At 39.6% G+C, this 17,774-nt stretch carries 16 protein-coding genes and 1 pseudogene; 12 read left to right on the top strand and 5 right to left on the bottom strand.

Annotated features, from left to right (window positions below):
* Nucleotides 1-152 precede the first annotated feature (152 nt).
* The 8 genes from ANSO36C_RS08480 (at nucleotide 153) to ANSO36C_RS08515 (ending at nucleotide 6,688) form a co-directional block, all read left to right on the top strand.
* On the top strand, nucleotides 153-866 hold the full coding sequence (locus tag ANSO36C_RS08480; RefSeq protein ID WP_251959169.1) for a PspA/IM30 family protein: 714 nt from the start codon (nucleotides 153-155) through the stop codon (nucleotides 864-866).
* A gap of 5 nt (nucleotides 867-871) precedes the next feature.
* The gene (locus ANSO36C_RS08485) at nucleotides 872-1,753 is read left to right on the top strand and encodes a phosphate ABC transporter substrate-binding protein (protein WP_251959170.1); all 882 of its coding nucleotides are present in this window, start codon (nucleotides 872-874) and stop codon (nucleotides 1,751-1,753) included.
* A 607-nt stretch (nucleotides 1,754-2,360) separates the two neighbouring features.
* On the top strand, nucleotides 2,361-3,476 hold the full coding sequence (locus ANSO36C_RS08490; RefSeq protein WP_251959171.1) for a thiamine phosphate synthase: 1,116 nt from the start codon (nucleotides 2,361-2,363) through the stop codon (nucleotides 3,474-3,476).
* 88 nt (nucleotides 3,477-3,564) lie between these two features.
* Nucleotides 3,565-3,777 carry a sulfur carrier protein ThiS gene (gene thiS, locus ANSO36C_RS08495; protein ID WP_251959172.1) on the top strand — a complete coding sequence of 71 codons (213 nt, stop codon included), beginning with the start codon at nucleotides 3,565-3,567 and terminating at the stop codon, nucleotides 3,775-3,777.
* 175 nt (nucleotides 3,778-3,952) lie between these two features.
* Complete coding sequence (locus ANSO36C_RS08500) at nucleotides 3,953-4,291, top strand: CU044_2847 family protein (RefSeq protein WP_251959173.1); 339 nt, start codon at nucleotides 3,953-3,955, stop codon at nucleotides 4,289-4,291.
* On the top strand, nucleotides 4,275-5,066 hold the full coding sequence (locus ANSO36C_RS08505) for a S1 family peptidase (protein ID WP_251959174.1): 792 nt from the start codon (nucleotides 4,275-4,277) through the stop codon (nucleotides 5,064-5,066). Before ANSO36C_RS08500 ends, ANSO36C_RS08505 begins: the two co-directional genes overlap by 17 nt.
* The gene (locus ANSO36C_RS08510; protein WP_251959175.1) at nucleotides 5,050-6,012 is read left to right on the top strand and encodes a WD40 repeat domain-containing protein; all 963 of its coding nucleotides are present in this window, start codon (nucleotides 5,050-5,052) and stop codon (nucleotides 6,010-6,012) included. Before ANSO36C_RS08505 ends, ANSO36C_RS08510 begins: the two co-directional genes overlap by 17 nt.
* A gap of 172 nt (nucleotides 6,013-6,184) precedes the next feature.
* Complete coding sequence (locus ANSO36C_RS08515) at nucleotides 6,185-6,688, top strand: WD40 repeat domain-containing protein (protein ID WP_251959176.1); 504 nt, start codon at nucleotides 6,185-6,187, stop codon at nucleotides 6,686-6,688.
* Nucleotides 6,689-6,702: 14 nt separating this feature from the next.
* On the opposite strand, the gene ANSO36C_RS08520 is transcribed toward ANSO36C_RS08515, so the two are convergent.
* A complete protein-coding gene (locus tag ANSO36C_RS08520) occupies nucleotides 6,703-7,920 on the bottom strand; it encodes a glycosyltransferase family 4 protein (protein WP_251959177.1) in 1,218 nt (405 codons plus the stop codon).
* 558 nt (nucleotides 7,921-8,478) lie between these two features.
* Between ANSO36C_RS08520 and ANSO36C_RS08525 the strand changes: the two genes are divergently transcribed.
* Nucleotides 8,479-9,462, top strand: coding sequence for a DUF1517 domain-containing protein (locus ANSO36C_RS08525; protein WP_251959178.1), 984 nt, complete (start codon nucleotides 8,479-8,481; stop codon nucleotides 9,460-9,462).
* A 363-nt stretch (nucleotides 9,463-9,825) separates the two neighbouring features.
* On the top strand, nucleotides 9,826-10,206 hold the full coding sequence (locus ANSO36C_RS08530) for a calcium-binding protein (protein WP_251959179.1): 381 nt from the start codon (nucleotides 9,826-9,828) through the stop codon (nucleotides 10,204-10,206).
* Between the two features lie 3 nt (nucleotides 10,207-10,209).
* Here the strand turns inward: ANSO36C_RS08530 and ANSO36C_RS08535 are convergent, their stop codons facing one another.
* The 3 genes and pseudogenes from ANSO36C_RS08535 to folB all read right to left on the bottom strand — a co-directional run bounded on the left by ANSO36C_RS08535 (nucleotide 10,210) and on the right by folB (nucleotide 13,212).
* Nucleotides 10,210-10,770: a sugar O-acetyltransferase gene (locus ANSO36C_RS08535; protein ID WP_251959180.1), complete on the bottom strand. Its 561-nt coding sequence runs from the start codon at nucleotides 10,768-10,770 to the stop codon at nucleotides 10,210-10,212.
* Between the two features lie 129 nt (nucleotides 10,771-10,899).
* Nucleotides 10,900-11,983 (bottom strand): annotated as a pseudogene (locus tag ANSO36C_RS08540) (diguanylate cyclase domain-containing protein); the annotation flags it as partial.
* Between the two features lie 860 nt (nucleotides 11,984-12,843).
* Nucleotides 12,844-13,212: a dihydroneopterin aldolase gene (gene folB / locus ANSO36C_RS08545; RefSeq protein WP_251959181.1), complete on the bottom strand. Its 369-nt coding sequence runs from the start codon at nucleotides 13,210-13,212 to the stop codon at nucleotides 12,844-12,846.
* A gap of 167 nt (nucleotides 13,213-13,379) precedes the next feature.
* Here folB and menD point away from each other — a divergent pair, with 167 nt between their 5' ends.
* Together menD and ANSO36C_RS08555 are read left to right on the top strand one after the other, a co-directional pair.
* Nucleotides 13,380-15,134, top strand: a complete 1,755-nt coding sequence (gene menD, locus ANSO36C_RS08550; protein ID WP_251959182.1) for a 2-succinyl-5-enolpyruvyl-6-hydroxy-3-cyclohexene-1-carboxylic-acid synthase — start codon at nucleotides 13,380-13,382, stop codon at nucleotides 15,132-15,134.
* 486 nt (nucleotides 15,135-15,620) lie between these two features.
* Complete coding sequence (locus ANSO36C_RS08555; protein WP_251959183.1) at nucleotides 15,621-16,934, top strand: site-specific DNA-methyltransferase; 1,314 nt, start codon at nucleotides 15,621-15,623, stop codon at nucleotides 16,932-16,934.
* Here the strand turns inward: ANSO36C_RS08555 and ANSO36C_RS08560 are convergent.
* Nucleotides 16,909-17,769 carry a hypothetical protein gene (locus ANSO36C_RS08560; RefSeq protein ID WP_251959184.1) on the bottom strand — a complete coding sequence of 287 codons (861 nt, stop codon included), beginning with the start codon at nucleotides 17,767-17,769 and terminating at the stop codon, nucleotides 16,909-16,911. The genes ANSO36C_RS08555 and ANSO36C_RS08560 overlap by 26 nt on opposite strands.
* Nucleotides 17,770-17,774: the final 5 nt, after the last annotated feature.

Here is a 17,774-nt window from a genome sequence, read left to right on the forward strand (position 1 = left end):
CTTGGACTTTTTTTACTTCCGGTATTGTTTTAGTGCAATTCATACTCACCATTTCATAAAAATAAAAATAGTGGATGTAAGTTTAATAAGAGTCCAAGCATAAAACTTGCTGTATCAGATTCCGAGCAATCTTAGTGAGATAGGTCTGCTATATGAAAAAAGTGATGTATTGGTTAATGGGTGAAAAAGCAGGACGAACCATAGTTGGTACTTGGAATTGGCTATGGGGAATGCCAGTAGAATCTGGTGGGAAAGTAGCTGTAGCCGTGGCTGAAGAATCATTGCAATCAATGCAAGAATCGGTGCAAAAGCTAGCTGTAGCTGTTGCTATGCAAGAAGGTTCTTACAAAACAGCCAAAAATAAATACGAGGCAAAAATCAAAGAATTACAGACTTTGGAGCAGCAAGCAAATATTGCCCAACGCAGTGGTAATGCAGAAGCAGCGCGAATGGCAATGACCAAAGCAATCCAGACAGAGCAGATTTTGCCAAAACTAGAGGAAATGGTCAAACAGGCTGAAACATCTGTAAATGCTTCTAAAGATAAGCTGAATCGGGAACGCATGAAGTTAGAAAGCTACAAGGCTGATATGCAAAATATGAAAGATATGTCAGAGGTAAATGAAGCACTAGCAATGATTGCTAAAGTCAACAATGAATTTGACATTGGTTCGGCTAAAAGTGACTTTGAAAAAGCTAAAAGTGCAGTTGAACGGCGAAATTTCAAAACAGGCGCTTTAGCAGAAATATCTGAAAACCCAACTGAAAAACTCCAAGCTGAAATAGAACGTATGACTGTAGATGACGAAGTTTCTCGTCGTTTGCAGATGTTAACTGAGTCAAATACTGAAAAATTATCAGAGTAAAAGTTATGAATCAAAAAAGCGCTCCTCCTCCAATTGTTTTTATCCTGATTTTTCTAGCTTTAATCGGTGGTGGTTACTGGTTCTTTTTCAAGCGGGAAGCAGTACCAGGTAATATTACTTCCCCAATCAACACACCTTCTACTAGTTTTTCATCCCCAAGTTCATTACCAAGCGGTACTACTGTAAAAATAGACGGTTCTACGAGCATGGTGACAATTAACCAAAATCTCAAAAGAGCATTTGAGAGGCAGTTTCCTGGTACGAGTGTTGTAACTAGTGCTAATGGTTCTCAAAATGGTATCGCGGATCTGATAGCGGGTAGAGTGGATATTGCGGCGATATCTCGACCCTTGACTGCACAAGAACAGAGTCAGGGATTAGTGGCGGTGTCCGTGACAAATGATGCGATCGCGCTGGTGGTTGGCAAAGCAAATCCTTTCAATCAAGGATTAACCAGCGCTCAAGTAGCAGATATATTTCAGGGAAAAATTAACAACTGGTCAGCAGTTGGTGGTAGCAATGGGACTATCCGAGTCATTAATCGACCGGCAATTAGTGGAACCCATCAAGCATTTCAGGAAATAGTGTTGAAGAAAGCTAATTTTGGCACAACACCAAACATCGCAACACTACCACGAGATGCCACAACTCCCCTACTCCAAGCTTTGGGAACTGATGGCATCGGCTATGCTACTTTTGCACAAGTTGCCAATCAGCAAACAGTGCGATTTGTTCCAATTGATGGATTGACTCCCGATGCAAATAATTATCCTTATCAACGGCAGCTATTTTACGTCTATAAAAACTCTGCTAGTCCTGGAGTCCAAGCTTTCTTAGGTTATGCAACTTCGCCTCAAGGGCAGCAAGCTATCATCCTAAATAATTAATTCATCCAGAGTCCCATTAATTATGTAGAAAGGCTATGTTTTACGTTTCTAGGACTGACCTTCACAGAATTATCACAAGGGAACTCCAAAAAATAAATTATTCCACTTAAAGTCGTTGACTGTTGACTGAAAACTCATGAACCGTCAACGTACATAGGTAGGGGCACAATATGTTGTGCCCCTACGATTATCTGTACCTCACGCCTGGTGCAATCTGCTGTATCTAATAGAAATAGGAGTGAAATTTAAATATGCGTTACCTAAAACCCTTGTAGAGGACTAACAATGCTACGTCTCTACGATAGACATCTCCAGAAATTAAATATGCGTTATCCAGAATCCTTGTAGAGACGTAGCACTGCTACGTCTCTACATTCATTTTCGGAGATGTCTAATTGTGAATTTTCTGATGTATTCGCACTTGCCAGTCTTTTGTAAGCTTGTACTTTAGCGAAAAATACTTGACTAACCTTAGCGCAAAACTGTAGCCTCAAACTACCCTTATCACTGCTTATAAGAACATGGGATAATTTATTGTAACTTCACTAATACGTTGTTTTGCGTAGATTCAGCAAAAATCTAGTAAAAAAAAGCAAATTAATTAACTATGGTTACTAGGATTTATGATAATTCACACTTCGATGAAAGCACTAATGGGGTTGTTGTAATGGTCGAGCCATACAGCCAAAAAGAGCAAATACAGCAAGTTGTTTACCGCATTTTAGATGCCAATTTAGACCGCGCTCGTGAAGGCTTGCGAATTATCGAGGAATGGTGTCGGTTTGGGTTGAATAATGCTCAGTTGGCTCTTGAATGCAAGCGCTTGCGCCAAGAAGTAGCCAAGTGGCATACCTCCGAATTACGAGCAGCGCGAGATACACCAGGCGATCCTGGGACAGAGTTAACCCATCCTCAGGAAGAACAACGAGCTAGTATAAAATCGGTATTGCAAGCTAACTTTTGCCGGATAGAAGAAGCATTAAGGGTGTTGGAAGAATACAGCAAGCTCTACCAGCCAACTATGGCTAAAGCTTGCAAGCAGATGCGTTATCAGGTTTATACCCTAGAAAGTAGTTTAATGGGTCATCAGCGCCATCAATTATTGTGGCGATCGCATTTGTATCTTGTCACTTCCCCACATGAAACTTTGTTGAACAATGTCGAAGCTGCACTCAAAGGGGGATTAACGCTTTTACAATACCGCGACAAAACTGCTGATGATTCTTTGCGTCTGGAACAAGCAAGAAAACTCCGGCAGTTATGCCATATTTACGGTGCTTTGTTCATTGTTAACGATCGCGTAGATGTAGCTTTAGCTGTCGATGCCGATGGGGTGCATCTGGGACAACAAGATATGCCTATTGCGATCGCTCGGCAATTACTGGGTTCACAGCGTTTAATAGGTCTTTCTACCACAAATAAAGAAGAAATGCAAGCAGCAATTGCTGAAGGCGTAGATTATATTGGCGTGGGGCCAGTTTATGAAACTCCCACGAAACTAGGTAAAGTAGCAACAGGGCTAGAATACGTCAGCTATGCTGCCAAAAATTGCTCAATTCCCTGGTTTGCCATTGGGGGAATAGATGCCAATAATATCAATGATGTGATCGATGCCGGAGCCGAACGTGTAGCAGTGGTGCGATCGCTCATGCAAGCCGAACAGCCCACCCTCGTGACACAATATTTGCTCTCTCAACTTAATCGCATTAAACCAGAATTTTAAAAGAGTCATTTGTCATTTCTCATTAACCCAAAGCGAGTAACCAATTTCCATTCCCCATTCCCTATTCCCTATTCCCCACTCCCCAATTATGTCTAACGAGATTACGGTTCAGGTAAATGGGGAAACCCATAACTGTTCATTTCAAACTTCTTTACCCGACTTACTCCAACAGTTGGGTTTTAACCCCCGCTTAGTGGCTGTAGAGTATAATGGTGAAATTTTACACCGCCAGTTTTGGCCGGAAACGAAAGTGCAACTAGGCGATCGCTTAGAAGTGGTAACTATTGTTGGTGGTGGTTAAGTGTGTTTCAACCTCAAAGGTTTTCGGAATATTTCGGAATCAACCTATTTGGGGTTGCAAAATGAGCGTTAAATTCTAAAAGTTGCATTATCTGGGAACTTAAAGTAGTAGAAAACTCTATATAATTTGTATATATCTAACCTTATGTATTTATACTCAATTTTGTAAACTTATTGTGAAGCAGATAATAGAATTTCCTCTTGAAAGTGGCAAATCTATTTTTGTTGAAGTAGACGAAGCCGCACAGATAGACGATCGCATCGGTTTGCGAGATCAAGTTGTTGATAAAGCTACACAAACTTTCGAGTCAGCCCTAGAAACCGTTAAGCCCATAGCTAATGCAATTATTACCAAAATCGGCAGTCTTAAACAGCCAGCAGATGAAGTAGAAGTCAAGTTTGGCATCAAAATTAGCGCTCAACTTGGGGCGGTTGTAGCTTCTGGCAATAGTGAAGTCAACTATGAAATCACTTTGAAGTGGAAAAAAGATTCACAAAATGGTAGCACCCCTTGAGTCATCTATTGTCAGAATTTACTCTAACAGTAACAAGGGCAAAGTAATTGGTGCTGGCTTCTTAGTTTCTCAAAAATACATCATCACTTGCGCTCATGTCGTAGCTGATGCTTTGGGACTTGCCAGAACAACTGCTCAAATGCCAGATGCAGAAATAACTTTGGATTTTCCGTTAGTTGCGCCCAAACAACTGCTCAAAGCTAAGGTTGTTTTCTGGCTACCTGTAAATCCGAGTGTGGAATTAGAAGATATTGCCGGATTAGAGTTAGCACATTCTCCCCCAAATCAGGCTCTAATAGCACCATTAATTACATCTGATGAATGGGCGGGACATCCTTTCCGAGTATTTGGTTTTCCCGCAGGACAACCCGATGGTGTTTGGGCTACTGGCGTTTTACGCGGACACACGGGTAAAAGTTGGGTACAACTAGAGGATGAGAAACAAACAGGTTATGGATTAAAGCCGGGTTTCAGTGGTGCGCCCATCTGGGATGGTGAGCTTCAGGGTGTAGTAGGAATAGCAGTAGCGGCAGACATCAATCAACCAGATGCTAAAGTTGGGTTTATGATTCCCACACGGGTGCTGGTGATAGGATGGTCTGTATTGAGTCAAGCTATTGCTTTGTGTCCCTATCGTGGTTTATTTGCTTTTCGGGAAGAAGACGCACGATTTTTCTTTGGGCGGGATATTTTTACCCAGAAACTTGTAGATACAGTCCAAAAACAATCATTAGTAGCGGTAATTGGGGCTTCTGGTAGTGGTAACTGGACTTAATGACACTGTTGGCAAAAAACAAGAAACAGTAGAAATTGTCCATGAAACCTTGATTCGGGAATGGGGACAACTGCATAGATGGATGGAGAGCGATCGCTCTTTCCGCACTTGGCAAGAATTATTGCGATCGGGAATGCGTCAGTGGGAAAATGCCGAACAAGATGAGGAATCATTACTGCGAGGTGTACAGCTAGGGGAAGCGGAAAATTGGCTCCAGCTACGCAAAGATGAGTTGAGCCAAACAGAGCAAGATTTCATCCAGCAGAGTTTAGCATTGCGCGATCGCGATCGCAAGCAAAAAGAACGTCGTCGCAAGCTTACTCTATTTGGGCTGACAGGTGGTTTACTAGTAGTCTCAATGCTGGCTGTAATTGCATTTTGGCTAAGATGGACAGCTGAGGTTGAAGGTTCTGGAGTCACTGCTTTAAGAAATTTTGAGTCTGGTGCTGAAGAAATTGAGGCTTTAGTATCAGCAATGGAAGCCGGACAAGAAGTTAAAAAGATGGCTTTTTGGAATAGTAATTGTTTGCAAGATTGTCCAGCCACGAGCCCTCTGCTAGCTTTGCAGAAGATTCTAGATAATATTCATCAAACAAATCAAATCAATACTTACCAAAGAGGTGTAAACAGTATCCGTTTTCTTCAAAAGGATAACCAACAGGAATTAATTGTTGCTGGTGGAGAAGATGGCACAGTCACATGGCGAGATTTCCAACGAAAGCCATTGAAAACATTGAAAAATTCTAAACTGCACAATAACAGTATCAAAAGTATCGATTTTAACGAAAATCAAACAATATTAGCAACAGCTGCAAGTAATGGTTGGGTAAAGCTGTGGGATGTCTCACAGATGTGGAATTTTTTATCAGCAGATCAGAATTGGTCTCCACCTGCCATAACATCTATACATCATCAATGTGACATACAGCACTTCCGGCAGCTATGAGGTACATCCTCAAAGCTAAAAGCTATGTTAGGAGAGAGGCAATAAGAAAAACTGTATTGCATAATAGCGGGAAGCGCTGTAAAAGAATACGACTTAGCAAAAGAGGGTGATAAATGTAGTGTTAACAATGTTCGTTTTCTTCCTAAGATAAATCTGTTGGCAACAACTGGAGATGATGGCTACGTCAGACTGTGGACTCTCCAAGGAAAAATTTTTAAAACAATACCTGCTCACAGAGGTAGTATCAAATGTTACTACTGTTGGTTTTAGTCCCAAGGAGAATAAATTGGCTACATCTGGAGATGATGGGACTGTCAGGCTGTGGGATTATTCAGGAAAGCAGTTACAAGAATTTAAGACTTATGAAGGCAGAATCACACAAGTAACTTTCAGCCGGGATGGTAAACTACTGACTACATCTTCGGCAAACTACACAACTAGGTTGTGGAATTTATCAGGACAACAAGTAGCAGAATTTACAGGTCATCAAGGCTTTGTCAGAAGTGCAGATTTTAGCCCAGATGGTAAACTTCTAGCTACAGCCAGTGAGGACAAGACGGCAATTGTCTGGCGTATCCGGGGATTAGATGAACTGCTGCATGAAGGGTGCGATCGCCTTAAAGATTACCTTGTAACTAATCCTGATGAAAAGGAAAAACTGAGTGTATGCCCTTGAATGTAGTAAAAATATCACAAATCTGATTTATACAGCGATCGATGAAGGGTTTTCTGCTTGGCTAATTCTTTACCTTTGCGCCCAAGCTGCTCACGTAGTTGCTGGTCTTTGCACAACCGATTGAAAGCTTGAAATACTTCATAACCAGAATTCGGATTAACCAGTATCCCATTTTCTTCATGCTGAACTGTATCTAGAACACCGCCTAAACGAGGTGCAATTATCGGTTTACCAAAATAACTTGCTTCTAGATAAACCATACCAAAACCTTCCATATTATTAGGTTTAGTATCCGATAAAGTCAGCATTGCAAATATGTCGCAAGCTGCATAATAGCCTGCTAATCCCCGCTCTGGCACATATCCGCCAAAGTGTACGCGCTTATCTACCCGCAAACGATGCGCCAGAGATTTCAGATTAGATTCACTTGGCCCTTGACCGCAGATTATATAGTGGACATCGACCCCAAAAGTTAGCAATAGTGGAATGTTATCAATTACTCGGTCGAAACCCTTATTTTTAACTAGCCTGCCAATGGAGAGAATAACTATTGCTGCTTCGGGAATATTGTACGTCTGACGCATACGAACACGCAAATCATCCAGGCTACTGGGACTCCCGATATTATTACCAAATTTTTCTGGTCTGATTACTGGGTTAATGACGTGGGTAGGAGTATCTAATCGTAAAGCAGTTCTGAGATAGTCTCTTGTATAAGAACTGTTACAAACAATGCCTTCGGCGCGTTTGAGTGTTAGTTTAAATAGCGATCGCAGCAGGGGATTGTGTAAAGTACAAAAAAGATCATCTCCATGCAGATAGATAAAAAAGCGAATAGGTAATAAATAGCTCAATAATAACAGTGAAGGAAAATCATAGCTATGGCCCCACTCTATATAACGATAGTGATAACGAAAATAGAGTTTAATTGCTAGAACAAATGAGCAAACGATATTGACTAAAGGCTTTAAAATACTTCCCACCCAGCCACTACGCCAATATCTAGGGTAATACCAGCGATATACAGGAAATTGTTGACTTTCATCAAATACTTGATCTCCTGAGCAACTAGCCGCCAGCACAATAACTCGTTCTGGATCTTGGAGACAGCGATTGTAGATATATTCCCCAATTACAGCTTCTTTCGGCAGAAATATCCGGGATATGACTAGGATATCTGGGTATGCAGCTTTGTCTGTGATTTCGGCTGTTAGTTGAGAAATATGTTCCATAATAAACTTGATGACTATATTTCAAATAGTTTTTAATTTATTTACAATTAGGATTATTTTCAAAACCATAATTATCATTTTATTTCTTTTAAAACGAATGTGGTAGACAAATTTGCAGCCTATTTTAGAAGATTAGCCACAAAGATTGTTTTTTTATTGTGTTGACTTTATTTTTGCGGTAATTTTCTCACTAATTAAGAATTTCTGTGCATGATGAACAATAAATAAAATTAATATTTAGCACTTGTAGCAAAATGGCCCAGTGAAAAACTGTTGCGAAAATTAGGAAATTTAGCTACGTTCAATAGAATATTCTGAATACTATGGGTAATTGTAAACATATCTTAAGGTACGGTTCCCCAGTCGAGAAATCCCCCCTGCGATCGCTACCTACCCAACAGAAGACGCGGTAGATTGAATATGTAGCCTTTAAAAGTGAATGCTACGTGAATGCTACAAAGCTTGCTTAATTACGGGCTGGCGTTAGCGACAGATTGAAACACTCCTACCAGCATGGGGAGAAATCATAAATAATTTCGTTTTCCAAGCGATTGTATTATGCGTAAAAAACTACAACAAACCATCAAACCACTGTTAAAAACCTTCCTAGCCCTAAGCCTAGTGTTAACTTTGGCTTTTAGCCACGCCGATGGAGCATTAGCGGCCCGCAGTGGGGGTCGAATCGGTGGTGGCTCTTTTAGAGTGCCTTCCAGCCGCACCTATACACCCCGCACTTATGCACCTCCTGGCGGAGGCGGATATTATCCTGGTGGTGGTTTTGGTGGTGGTTTTGGCTTTCCCTTCCTACTTCCCTTTTGGGGTATTGGTGGGGGATTTGGTGGTCTATTTAGCATCTTAATCTTCTTTGCGATCGCTAATTTCTTGTTACAAACTTTCCGCCGCGTCTCTGGCGGTGAAACACAAGAAGCAGATTACACTAGTAACTCTCCTGTTTCTGTGACTCGTTTGCAAGTAGGTTTGTTAGCTCAAGCCCGTGAATTGCAAAATGAACTCAACCACATTGCTGAAACTGCTGATACCAATACCTCAGAGGGGAGAGCAGAAGTTTTACAAGAAGCCAGCCTAGCTTTACTCCGCCATCCCGAATACTTTGTATATGCAGGTGGTGGCACTCAACGAGCCAGTTTAAATTCAGCTGAAAGTCAGTTTAATCGGCTGTCACTGGCAGAACGCAGCAAGTTTAGCGAAGAAACTATTTCTAACGTCAACAACCAGCTAAGAGCAGCCCTTACCAAAGATGCTTTACCTCCGGCTGGTGAACTCGACAACCCCACCCGCCTATTTACCGAAGGCCCTGGAGAATACATTATCGTCACCTTGCTGGCGGCGACATTAGGTAAGTTTGAAATCCCCACAGCAATTAACAGTGCTGATGATTTGCGTCAAGCTTTGCGACAAATTGGTAGTATCCCCAGTGAGAAACTTCTGGCAATTGAAGTTCTTTGGACTCCGCAAGCTGAAAATGATACCCTGACATCTGATGATGTACTGGCAAATTATCCTGATTTGAGACTTGTTTAATCTCTGCTGAAATATCTTGCCCTTTAGCGCTAAGAAAAAACTTTGCATCTTGGTACAACAAATAAGTTCCGCCTTGAGCGCAATAACTAGAAAACCGTTTGTCAATGACAAGCGGTTTTTTATAAAGATTAGGACTTCCAGTGAAAAAACATCCCATCCCTGGGGCACGCTCTGCGAACGTAGGGGGGCACATCTGTCATTGGTGTCAACTAAGCGCTAGAACCTTTTTAAAATCTCATTTACAGCCTCTGGCTGTAAATACTTGTAAATATTTTTGTCCAATTACTTAGATTTTAGAAAAATTATTCCTGGTTAGGACTTTGGTAGTATTATCAAAATGCATTATACGTAAAGTGTTATTTTATGCCTAGTGTTGAAGCCGACGAAAACCGAGAGCATCGCATTAAAACAGAGATCATTGTAGATGCTGAAGACAAGGAAGACCGGGCGATGGGTTGGTACTATTACCTCGAAGAGACTCTGAATTTTCCCTTTATGGCTAAATGGACTAAGAAGGCACGCAAATCAGGTTCTACCGAGGAGAAACCAGTGGAAGTGCTGGGAATGGCCCCAGATGATGAGTGCTTGAAAGATATGCTTGTAGAAGTGGCTTACATTAATGGTAAAGATGATGATGTATATTCTGCAAAGTTATCTGAAATAACAGCCATTGATGCTGATAGTGAAACTCAAGAAGCGATCGAAGACTGGCTCTATTGGATTGCTAGAGGTTATAAATTTTAAATTTTAGGATAAATACCGAATGACGCGGCAGGGATTGCCCGCAGCGACAACATTCTCAGGTATATCTTTGACAACTACACTGCCAGCACCAATGGTTGTGTTATCACCAATAGTTACACCTGGACAAATAATTGCACTGCCACCAATCCAGACATTGTTACCAATGTTAATTGGGGCAGCTAATTCTCTACCAGAAAGACGAATTTCCGGCTCTGTAGGGTGATAAGCAGTATAAATTTGCACATAAGGAGCGCACAAGACATTTTCACCGATATTAACTGTATTGCAGTCTAAAATTACACAGCCATAGTTCATATACAATCTGTCGCCAGCGATAATATTACTGCCATAGTCACAGTGAAAGGGTGGCACAATTAATGCTTTTTGACCGATCTTTCCAAATAATTCTTGCAAAATTTGCTGTCGTTGCTCTTGCTGTTCTTCAGTTGTAGAATTGTAACTTCGCAACAGACGACTAGCTCGCTTCATTCCGGCAGCCAATTCTGGATCTTCTGCAAGATATAATTCGCCTGCAAGCATTTTCTGTTTTTCGGTTTTTTCCATGACAGACTGATGGAACTTCTCGGTTATGTGCAATAACCTCATACCATTTCTAAAAAAACTTTTCAATACTAAGGCAATATTTAATTGCGTCTACTTACTTAATAGCGGCCATAGCATATTCATCTTTAACTAAAATATGGCATAAGTAGCTTTTCCTTGCCGTTTAGCTCGGTACATAGCAATATCAGCATCCCGTAGCAAAGTTGCAGGCTCCTCATAATTACTAAAATTCCAAGTGATACCAATACTAGCTGTAGTAGATAACTGATATCCATTGAGGTTAACTGGCAATCGCAATGAGTCTTGAATACGGTTGGCAACATTGGTAGCGTCGCTAATGTCTTTAATATCCTCCAAAAGAACAGTAAACTCGTCACCACCAAATCGTGCTACAGTATCGCCACCGCGTAAACACGACTCTAAACGTCTAGCGATCGCTACTAAGAAATCATCTCCCATCCCATGTCCAAAGCGATCGTTAATTTTCTTAAATCCATCTAAATCTAAAAATAAAACTGCAAAATAATAATCGCTTCTACGTTTGCTACGTTCAATGGTTTGTCTAAGCCGATCTAAAAATAAAACACGATTTGGTAATTCTGTCAGCCCATCATAAAATGCATTGTGGAGCAGTTGCGCTTCTGTCTGCTTGCGTTTAGTAATATCTTGAAACACTAAAACCGCGCCAATAATATTACCATTCTGATCGCGGATCGGTGCAATATTATCCCCTACTGCGATTTCTTCGCCATCTTTGGTAATAAGTGTACAGTTTTCTGGTAGATTCAAAACTTCACCTGCTTCCATTACATATATAGCTAAATTTTCAATTTTTTCCCCTACATCTTTGTCAATTAAGCTAACAACTTCTACTAAATCTTTACCGAATGCTTCACTTTGCTTCCAACCAGTAATTAGTTCTGCCATCGGATTCATCATTTGAATACAACCATTTGTGTATGTCACAATCACAGCAGAACCCATACTGTTAATAATTGCCGCTAACCTCTGTTTTTCTTCGTATAACATTTTTTTGCTCTAATGTTTATAGAGAGCCATTTCAATCGCAAAATGTAAATCACTTTTGATAAATGGTTTGACTATGTAACTAAAAGGCTCACTTAGCTGATTTTTATGTAAGGTTTTGTACTCCGGACACTCTGTTATATATACTCATAGATACATGGAAGTTATTTTGGATAATATCTGCTATAGGACTCATATTTGATTTTTGAAAAAACTCCGTACACTCAAAAAGTTTTTTTCCTACTCCCCACTCCCAGCCTACGCAAATAATTTCAGTAATCAAACCGGATTCCTATATATGTACACTGTCAATTTCTCCAGATAGGGAGATATAAATTAATACTAAATGTGGATTAGTTTCTGCTAATTTTGTTATTAATTAACTTAGTTATGATTAACTTATACAGCTAATATCATGCCATTAACATCAAACATAAATTACCATGTAATTACCAGCACTCAAAAACTTATTTTAAAATATATGCAACGATTTTTCTTTAGGGAATCATAAATACTAAGTATAGTATTTATGTAAAAATTAATCAAGAATAAAAGTTTACAAAATTAGAGCAGACTACTCTAATTTTAGTTAAGAAAAATGATATTCTATATTTTATGTATAAAATGCTGTTTGCCCTATTCACTTATTAAATTATTAATAAGTATTAATCGTTATCTGTAATTAAAGAGTTTATATAGGAATCGTATTTGATTTTTGAAATTATCTGCGTAGGCGGGGAGTAGGGAGTAGGGAATTAAGCTTTTCAGTCTCAGTATGTTTTCAGAAATCAAATCGGAGTCCTATAGTACTTTGTATACAAATAATTTCTTCTCTCAGTCAAGATAATACTTATTACAAAATCTGCGATACGAAAATTTGCAAATTCAATACTCATCAGCAGATCGCGGGATTTTTTAGTTTTTTGATAATGAGCAATTGCTGGGGGCAATGGCAGGAAATATTCTCTTCGTGAGATACTTCCACACTCCAAATAAACCCCCTTTATTTGCTGGGAAATAGATATTTATAAAAAGTATTGTGCTTTTTTAGAGATTGGACTTACTTTTAGTCAGTTCAATGCTAATTTTGCCACCAAAGTCTGGAATAGGTGCAGCAGGTTTGCTGAGAGTGACTTGGACTTTTATTACACGATCGCACTCTTGGAGAATAGAATCTGCGATCGTTACTACCAATTTTTCCACCAAAGCAAACTTAGACGTTTTGATCAGATGTTGTATCAAGCTAATGACGCTGCGATAATCTAAAGTGTCTTCGATCGCGTCAGTCTTGGCCGCTGTGGAGATATCCAACCATAACCTCACATCCACCTCAAACCATTGTCCTAGCACCTGTTCTTCTGGTAAATACCCAGTGTAGCCATAGCCACGAATTCCCGTTAAATGAATGCAGTCCATAAAAGTTCGAGAGCAAATTGTGAATTTTGTAGAAAGTCGAGCAAGTTTACTTGGAGATTTTATTTCCCAGAAACTCGCTTGTCGGTGTTGGGTTCCATCACCGCATTGATGGATTTTAAATTGAATTTCCCTAGATAAAATCTAAAATTTAAGATTGTTTTATAACTATGTTTGATTTAATGCCGATCGCCTATAGAAATGTTAATCAACTTTGGGCTTATATTTTAACAGAGACACTAAAGCGGTTGGGATTGACTTGTGCGATCATTTGTCCGGGATCGCGCTCTACACCCTTAGCGATCGCCTTTGCTCAACAAGCGCCTGAGATTGAAGCGATTTCCATTCTCGATGAACGTTCCGCCGCCTTTTTTGCTTTGGGACAAGCTAAAGCAACCGGTCGCCCTGTAGTATTAGTTTGCACCTCTGGTACAGCAGGAGCAAATTTTTATTCAGCAGTCATTGAAGCCTCATATAGTCGCGTCCCACTGTTGCTATTAACCACCGATAGGCCCCCAGAATTGCGAGATTGTCACTCTGGGCAAACTGTAGATCAATTGAGATTATATGGAAACTACCCAAATTGGCAAACAGAGTTAGCCTTACCCTCTGCCGATCTGGGAATGCTAGCTTATCTGCGACAAACGGTAATTCATAGTTGGGAAAGAGCGCAAAATCCTACAAAGGGGCCAGTACATTTGAATATTCCCTTTCGCGATCCCTTAGCACCTCTTCCTGATGGAACTGACTTGAGTTATTTGCAATCGCTGTTTGAATCAGAAGACTTTTTCGCAGGAATAGCAAACCCATCCCCCATTCCCCATTCCCCATGCCCCATTCCCAAAGAATGGAAAGAGTGCGATCGCGGTATCATTATCGCAGGTGTTGCCCAACCATCGCAACCAGAGGAATATTGTAGAGTGATCGCGCAACTTTCCCAAACTCTCAAATGGCCTGTGCTAGCTGAGGGACTTTCCCCAATAAGAAATTATGCCGAACTCAACCCCTATTTAATTTCCACTTATGACCTGATTTTGCGAAATCAGCAACTAGCAAAGCTGCTAGCGCCCGAAATGGTGATCCAGGTGGGTGAAATGCCTACGAGTAAAGAACTGCGTACCTGGATAGATGCAACCCAACCGCGACGCTGGGTAATTGACCCCAGTGACCAAAATCTCGATCCTTTACACGGGAGAACGACGCATTTAAGGATATCTGTAGAAGACATAAAGGCAGAGGAGAGAAATTTATCTTTATCCTCAAAATATGTGCAGCAATGGTGTGATGCGGAAACTAAGGTCAGGTTAGTGGTTGACCAGACGATGGGAAAAATAGATGAAATCATTGAGAGTAAAGCAGCCTGGTTAATTTCTCAGATTTTACCGCCTGGAACGCCTCTGTTTATTGCCAATAGTATGCCTGTGCGGGATGTGGAATATTTCTGGAAACCTAATAATTTAGGAGTGCGATCGCACTTTAACCGGGGTGCAAATGGTATAGATGGCACATTATCCACAGCTTTAGGAATTGCCCATCGCCAGCAAAGTAGTGTGATGTTAACCGGAGATTTAGCTCTGTTGCATGACACCAATGGTTTTTTAATCCGCAATAAATTTGTCGGACATTTGACGATTGTGTTAATCAATAACAATGGCGGTGGGATTTTTGAAATGTTACCCATTGCCAAATTTGATCCACCATTTGAAGAGTTTTTCGGCACTCCCCAGGATATTGATTTTGCTCATTTGTGCGCTACTTATAATGTGCAGCATGAATTGATTACTTCTTGGCAGGAATTGCAGGAAACATTAAACCCACTACCAAATACAAGAATTCGGGTTTTAGAGGTGCAGACAAATCGCAAAGCCGATGCTAAGTGGCGACAAGATAAATTGAAAAAGTTTGCCGCAGATATTGCAATTTAACTATCTTGTTAGGTGTTATTTAATAGGAGTATAAAATCATAGCATTTGTGGTATCAAATTTAAAATTATTTGACTACAAGTGTTTCAAGCACTGGCGTTGCTCACCCTTGCAAAGTATTAAAATTAGTAGTACAATAACGAATCTAGCGAGTTTAGCAACAAATGCAAAACACCACAATAATGATAATGAAGAAGGTATAGCGGTATGCAGTTGAGTGAGATACAAAAACTTTGCTGAAATGATTTGACAGTAAGGACTTTGGTGTTCTCGTCCAATCAATAACCGCTATATTTCGTTTTTGACAACTATTGAAGTAGCTCAACTTCTTTGTATTTACCAAAAATATCTACAAAGATAGATATTATAAAATAATCTTAAAGCTACGAAAATGAAGCCAAAAATTTGGCGGGTCAGACAAAAATACTTAGATGAGTTTTTACAAATAAATAATAGTAGAAAATAAGCATAATAAAATATTAACTCAAATGGCAACAGGAATACCTAGTCGAAATAGTCGTAAAAGTCAAAAACAAAATGTCATTCCTTTTCGTCTGGAATATGAAGGGAAAATTCCTATAGAGGATATATTAAAAATTCCTGTAGCCAAGTTACATCGCATAATCAGTATAGATCAACATCCAAGAAACAGACTCATCTATGGAGAGAATTTAAGAGTTCTTAGTTCATTCTTGAACGATGATACTATCGCGGGTAAAGTTAGTTTAATTTATATTGATCCTCCCTATGCAACAGGGAGTAGTTTTGAGTCTCGTCAAAGAGACCATGCTTACCACGACCTAATGGAAGGTGCGGAATACTTAGAGTTTTTACGTCAACGACTAGTTTTATTAAGAGAACTTTTATCAGATGAAGGTTCTATTTATATACATTTAGATGACAAGATGGCTTGTGCTGTCAAAATTATAATGGATGAAATTTTTGGTTCTAAAAACTTTCGCAATTTGATTACAAGAAAAAAATGCAACCCAAAAAACTATACACGAAAACAGTACGGAAACACCGCTGACTACATTCTATTTTACACAAAAACAGATAATTATATATGGAATCAGCCTTTTAACCCTTGGACTGAAACTACTGCAAAGAAAGAGTATCAATATGTTGAAAAGGAGACTGGAAGAGTTTATAAGAAAGTTCCTGTTCATGCACCAGGTGTAAGAAAAGGTGCAACAGGTCAACCCTGGAGAGGAATATTACCTCCTCCAGGTAAACACTGGCAATATACTCCAGAAACTTTAGACGAAATGGATGCACGCGGAGAGATTTACTGGTCACCAACAGGGAATCCAAGAAGAAAAGTTTATTTGGATAATAGCCAGGGTATTTCAGTCCAAGATATTTGGCTTGACTTCAAGGATGCTCACAATCAAAATATTAAAATTACTGGCTATCCAACAGAAAAAAATCCAGATATGATCAAACGAATAATTCTAGCCTCATCTAATGAGGGAGATATTGTGTTAGATGCATTTGCTGGAAGTGGTACTACTGCTGCTGTAGCTGAAGAGTTAGGTAGAAAATGGATAGCTATTGATAATTCTCAACTTGCTATAGCTACAATAGTTCAGCGTTTAGTTAAAGGGACAGAAGCAATGGGTGACTTCATTAACGGAAATAGTTCCGCTAAACATGAACAAAAGTGCTTAATAGGTATAAATAGAATTTTACGAAGTGGTCTAGATTTATATATTGAAGAAACACCAGAATTAGACTTTATCTCTGATAATGTAATACATGATTGGGATAGCAAACTTAACTTTCAAGCCAATCTTGTGTAAATTTCTCATCAAGCATTTTCAGAGTGCATACCATTATTTTGCCATTACCATAACTTTCTAGACGAGCGTAATCATTCCACATAGATCCTAGTAGTAATCCTGGGCCATCATTCAAAAAGAATACTTTTAAAGCCACTTTATATGTATCAGCATATCTGAGAAGATCAGTTGCTTTATCTCGATTTCCACCAGTCCGATCATCTTCTTGAGAACCTCCTCTATCAGAGTCATAACGAGCAAATCCAACTACTAAGGGGGTTCCATCTAATCGAGATATAAAAATATCTGCTGGAGTTTGAGCTTCCCAATTATTCAAAACCTTATCAAGCATTACATCTTTTCCAGCACGAACTGGCCCCCGAATTATATAGTTTTTACCAAATACTCTGTCAAACCATAAGAAAAACGCTTCTGTCAAGTCATAGCCTTTTTGTCCCCGTTTACTCTGCTCTAAAAGAAGAGCCATTAGAGTTTCATCGGGTACAGGACGACTTTGCAAGTTTCTTCTAACCTCTTCTAAGCTACGAAATCTATCACCAAAATCGTTAATTATATTGGGAATATCACGTTTTTTCTTGGTCATTTCTACTGTCGTATCTGGTGATACATACCTCCGAAATACTCTAAGAAGTTGAATACGTAAAGGATCAGGCTCTTTTGTAATAATTTCGAGTAAATTTGCAGAGTTTGTTGCTTGGTCTACCAATTCTATGAAACGCTCCAAAACTTTCTCGTAGAGCATTTTAGCTTCATCTAAAGAATCAGGGTAGAATGGTGAGTCAAATATGGTAATCCACTTAGATGCAGTTCCTTTGTAGCTACTGAATGAAATCAAATTAC

Origin of the sequence: Nostoc cf. commune SO-36, from assembly GCF_023734775.1 — a bacterium.
Classification (GTDB): domain Bacteria; phylum Cyanobacteriota; class Cyanobacteriia; order Cyanobacteriales; family Nostocaceae; genus Nostoc; species Nostoc commune_A.

Excerpts from the sequence above, each read along its gene's own strand:
- ANSO36C_RS08480 (WP_251959169.1), top strand. The coding sequence starts at position 153 with ATGAAAAAAGTGATGTATTGGTTAATGGGTGAAAAAGCAGGACGAACC.
- ANSO36C_RS08485 (WP_251959170.1), top strand. The coding sequence starts at position 872 with ATGAATCAAAAAAGCGCTCCTCCTCCAATTGTTTTTATCCTGATTTTT.
- ANSO36C_RS08490 (WP_251959171.1), top strand. The coding sequence starts at position 2,361 with ATGGTTACTAGGATTTATGATAATTCACACTTCGATGAAAGCACTAAT.
- thiS (WP_251959172.1), top strand. The coding sequence starts at position 3,565 with ATGTCTAACGAGATTACGGTTCAGGTAAATGGGGAAACCCATAACTGT.
- ANSO36C_RS08505 (WP_251959174.1), top strand. The coding sequence starts at position 4,275 with ATGGTAGCACCCCTTGAGTCATCTATTGTCAGAATTTACTCTAACAGT.
- ANSO36C_RS08515 (WP_251959176.1), top strand. The coding sequence starts at position 6,185 with ATGATGGCTACGTCAGACTGTGGACTCTCCAAGGAAAAATTTTTAAAA.
- ANSO36C_RS08520 (WP_251959177.1), bottom strand. The coding sequence starts at position 7,920 with ATGGAACATATTTCTCAACTAACAGCCGAAATCACAGACAAAGCTGCA.
- ANSO36C_RS08525 (WP_251959178.1), top strand. The coding sequence starts at position 8,479 with ATGCGTAAAAAACTACAACAAACCATCAAACCACTGTTAAAAACCTTC.
- ANSO36C_RS08530 (WP_251959179.1), top strand. The coding sequence starts at position 9,826 with ATGCCTAGTGTTGAAGCCGACGAAAACCGAGAGCATCGCATTAAAACA.
- ANSO36C_RS08535 (WP_251959180.1), bottom strand. The coding sequence starts at position 10,770 with ATGGAAAAAACCGAAAAACAGAAAATGCTTGCAGGCGAATTATATCTT.
- folB (WP_251959181.1), bottom strand. The coding sequence starts at position 13,212 with ATGGACTGCATTCATTTAACGGGAATTCGTGGCTATGGCTACACTGGG.
- menD (WP_251959182.1), top strand. The coding sequence starts at position 13,380 with ATGTTTGATTTAATGCCGATCGCCTATAGAAATGTTAATCAACTTTGG.
- ANSO36C_RS08555 (WP_251959183.1), top strand. The coding sequence starts at position 15,621 with ATGGCAACAGGAATACCTAGTCGAAATAGTCGTAAAAGTCAAAAACAA.